The sequence below is a fragment of the Clostridium sp. DFI.5.61 genome (genome assembly GCF_024462915.1).
Lineage (GTDB): Bacteria > Bacillota > Clostridia > Oscillospirales > Oscillospiraceae > Lawsonibacter > Lawsonibacter asaccharolyticus.
In genome coordinates this window covers 1-3836 of the sequence record NZ_JANGBZ010000105.1, presented here as the reverse complement: position 1 = coordinate 3836, position 3836 = coordinate 1, and the positions used below count along the sequence as shown (strand labels likewise).

At 54.0% G+C, this 3836-nt stretch carries 4 protein-coding genes and 1 pseudogene; all 5 read left to right on the top strand.

Annotation, left to right across the window (positions count from 1 at the left end; all coding sequences use genetic code 11):
- Positions 1 to 61 precede the first annotated feature (61 nt).
- Positions 62 to 376, top strand: a complete 315-nt coding sequence (locus tag NE584_RS19145; protein ID WP_256183524.1) for a DUF1778 domain-containing protein — start codon at positions 62 to 64, stop codon at positions 374 to 376.
- A gap of 1 nt (position 377) precedes the next feature.
- Positions 378 to 1556 (top strand): relaxase/mobilization nuclease domain-containing protein, encoded by a 1179-nt coding sequence (locus tag NE584_RS19140; protein WP_108980655.1) that lies wholly within the window; start codon positions 378 to 380, stop codon positions 1554 to 1556.
- A gap of 242 nt (positions 1557 to 1798) precedes the next feature.
- The gene (locus NE584_RS19135; RefSeq protein WP_108980654.1) at positions 1799 to 1978 is read left to right on the top strand and encodes a hypothetical protein; all 180 of its coding nucleotides are present in this window, start codon (positions 1799 to 1801) and stop codon (positions 1976 to 1978) included.
- A gap of 91 nt (positions 1979 to 2069) precedes the next feature.
- The gene (locus NE584_RS19130; protein WP_108980653.1) at positions 2070 to 3605 is read left to right on the top strand and encodes a recombinase family protein; all 1536 of its coding nucleotides are present in this window, start codon (positions 2070 to 2072) and stop codon (positions 3603 to 3605) included.
- Positions 3592 to 3738 (top strand): annotated as a pseudogene (locus NE584_RS19125) (sporulation transcriptional regulator SpoIIID); the annotation flags it as partial. The gene NE584_RS19130 and the pseudogene NE584_RS19125, both read left to right, overlap by 14 nt.
- Positions 3739 to 3836: the final 98 nt, after the last annotated feature.

The window sequence follows — 3836 nt, the reverse complement described above, 5'->3', positions numbered from 1 at the left end:
AAAGACACGGCTGGCTGCCGTGCCTTCAACCGTAAATACATTGTAATAGGAGGTACAAATTGTGAGGATAAAAAAGTCGGAAATCATTACCCTGCGGGTGACACCTCGTACCAAGGAGACCATCCAGGAGCGTGCCAAAGCCGCTGGCCTGACGGTCACCGACTACCTGTGTTACAGCGGATTGGCAAAAGAGATCGTGCGGGTGGAAGGGCTGGAACAGGTGCTGTCTGAACTGAAAGCACAGGGGCGAAACCTGAATCAGCTCACAACCCTGGCCAACATGGGGAGGGTAACAGTTCTGAAGGGTGACGCACTGGCAGAAAACTACGGAAAAATTTATGAACAGCTCCGGGAGCTGCTGCGGGAGGTGACTTGAGATGGCAACCTTCACCGCAATCAAAAATCGTGGCGGTGGCAGAGGTGCTCTGGGCGGTGTTCTGCGCTATGTCCAGCAGGAGGAGAAAACCACATGGGAAGATCGTCGACTTGTCTCCGGCTGGAACTGCACCGCCCAAAGTGTCTGCTCCGAAATGCAGCTCACCAAGGAGCGGTTCCATAAGACAGATGGCAGACAGTACTATCATTTCGTGCAGTCCTTTGACAAGCAGGATGACCTGTCCCCACTGGAAGTTCACGCTATTGGGCTGGAACTGGCCCAGCGTCAGTTTCCAAACTTCGAGGTGTTAGTGGCCACCCATATGGACACAGAGCATCTCCACAATCACCTGGTGGTGAACAGTGTGAGCTTCCAGAGCGGCAAGAAACTCCATCAAAGTGCCGCCGACCTGCAGGCCCACCGGATAGCCAACGATGAAATCTGCGTTGCCCACGGTCTGGAGATCCTTCCGCCACCGCAGAAGCAGGTCAAGCAAAAGCGGATGAGCACCAGAGAGTACCGCTCCGCCGCCAAGGGCGAGAGCTGGAAATTCCGTCTCATGAACACCATCGACCAGTGTATGCGGTACGCTGCCAGCAAGGAGGAATTTATCTCCCTGATGGAGAGCGAGGGGTATCAGGTGCGGTGGACGGACAGCCGGAAGAGTATCACCTACACCACGCCCACGGGAATGAAGTGTCGGGACGACCGGCTCCACGAGGAGAAGTACACAAAGGAGGTTATGGAACATGAGTTCAGAATCCGGGCAGCGATTGCCCATGGAGGAATTGAAGCGGAGGAACGCTCCGCAGCCGATACCAACCCAAGCCTGTCCCAGCAAAGAGGAGTGGCAGGGCTCCATCGGCTGGACGAGCTGGAGCAGCACACAGCGGCCCACACAGCCCTTCTGCGGGAGGTTTCCAGCCGGAGGGAGCCATGCCTCACTCAGTCCCAGATGGAGGCCCTGGCGCGGGATGTGGCGGGGATACAGGCGCTGCTGCGACAGGCTGGGAAGAAGAAAGAATTCTCTATCTCTCCTCCCAGTCTGGGAACCGCGATGTCGGTCATGGTATGGCTGGCCCTGATTTTGCTGGGGACTATGGTGGGTATGGTGGTCTTGCAAACGGTCTGGTCCGGCTTGGCCGCTCTCTGGAACGCGGTCAAGATTCTGATCCCGTAAGGGATGCCACCACCATGCACCAGCACACCGACCGGAAAACGCTCCGTCAGGAGCGGAAAAAGAAAATTGCCCTCGGTCACAAAGAGGACGATCACGAAGGAGAACCGACCTGGCAGCAGAGTATGAGCTGACAGCTATGATCGTACGATGCCCCCAAAGACATTTTGGCGGAAAGTACTATTCTCGATCTGGCCTTCATAATGATAGACCAGTGCAAGCGGGAAGGAGGTGGAGACTCCGCTGTGAAGAAACGAAAATTAAATTATCAGTTCCATAACCCGAATCCAGCGGCAGCCACCGCCGACTACATCTTGAAAATCCTGTTGGAAGCAAATCAGGAAAAGGTGCAGTCCGCTATACAGGCAGCCACAGATGGGCTGAAAGATATGAAGGAAGAAATTGATGAGGGGCATCCTGCGTGAAAAGGGTGCCCTTTTTGTTGTTGCAATTTAAAACAACATATAGTAGAATAACGATGTAACGGAACGGTATGAAAATAACGGAGAGGTTGCTATGAATATTGCCGCTTACTGCCGGGTATCCACGGACAAGGAAGATCAGCTTAATAGCTTGGAGGCACAGAAGGAATTCTTTTCTGAATATACCAAACGCACAGGGGACAACCTGGTGCGGCTGTATGCTGACGAGGGTATTTCCGGGACAAAAATCAAAAACCGAAAAGAGTTTTTGCGGATGATGTCAGACGCGGAGCATGGCCTGTTTGATATGGTGGTGGTCAAGGACATCTCACGCTTTGCCCGGAATACAGTTGACCTTTTGCAAAATGTCCGCAAGCTGAAAGCGTTGGGAATCGAAACCCAGTTTTTGACCGCCAACATGACCAGCATGGGCAACAGCGAATTTGTGCTGACGATCTTCGGGGCCCTGGCCCAGGAGGAGAGCGCCAACACCTCCAAGCGGGTGAAATTTGGCAAGAAAATGAATGCTGAGAAGGGGAGAGTCCCCAACATTGTCTATGGCTATGACAAGACCATCGGCGACTACTTCAACCTGACCATCAACCAGGAGGAGGCCGCCGTTGTTCGCCAGATTTATGAGTGGTATATCAAAGACGGCTACGGTGCGGCAAAGATATCCATTTTCCTCAATGAGCGGGGGCTGCGGACAAAGCGCAACTGTCAGTGGAGCCAGAACGGTGTGTGCCGCATTCTTACCAATGAGCTTTATACCGGAAAAATTATCAACGGCAAACAGGAAGTGACTGATTTTCTCACCGGCCAGCGGGCGGATAAAGATGCATCAGAATGGATGGTGGTAGAGCGGCCGGATCTCCAGATTATTGACATGGAAACCTTTGAGCAGGCCCAGCAGATCATGAAGTCCCGTGGACGAGCCTTTAAGGTAGACAAACAGCGACAGAGCAACAAATACTTGTTCTCTACTCTTATCAAGTGCAAGGAGTGTGGCTGGTCCTTCCGACGGGTGGTGCGCACCTACAAGAACACTTATGTGCGCTGGGTCTGCTCTGGCCACAACGGCAAAGGGGCGGACAACTGCCCCAACGCCGTGACAGTAGACGAGGAGGAACTGATCGAGGTTTTGCAGGAATATTTCGCCGGGCTACTGAAAACAAAGAAAAATGTCATCCGCTATGTGGTGGGGGAATTCCAGCGGGTCTATAAGGCAAAGGATGAAAACCTGAACTATGAAAAGGAACTGAACGCCCAACTTGCCAAGCTGCAAAAGACCCGCCAGAAATACATGGATATGTATGCTGATGATCTGATCAGCCGTGAGGAGCTGAATGACAGGATCGGTGGGATGCGGAAAGAGATCGAACGGCTGGAAAACGAGCTGAAAATGGTGTCCTACCACCTGACAAAGGGCGAGCAGTTGGAAAGCGTCCTGCAGCAGACTTTCAAGGAGATCGAGGACATTGCCGATGTGCATCAGATGACCAATGCCCAGCTCAAGCGGATCATCCAGAAGATCGAAGTGGACAAGGATGGGAATGTGGACATCTATCTGCGCCTGTTCGGTGATTTGGGCTTGGACGAAACGGTTCTAATTCGTAACGACGAAACATAAGGACCTGTCCGAGCGCCTTCCCGCCTTCAACCAGCCTCTCTATCTCCAGGTCAAGGGCGTGCTGGAGGAGAACAAAGCGGAACGGCATATCCGGGGCGGCATCGCCACCCGACGGAAATACAAAGGAGCCTGAGCCGGGGGAGGGGCGCTTTCCTCCTGGCGTCCGGCTTCCGGAACAGGCGGGGGGGGGGGGGGGGGGGGGGGGGGGGGGGGGGGGGGGGGGGGGGGGGG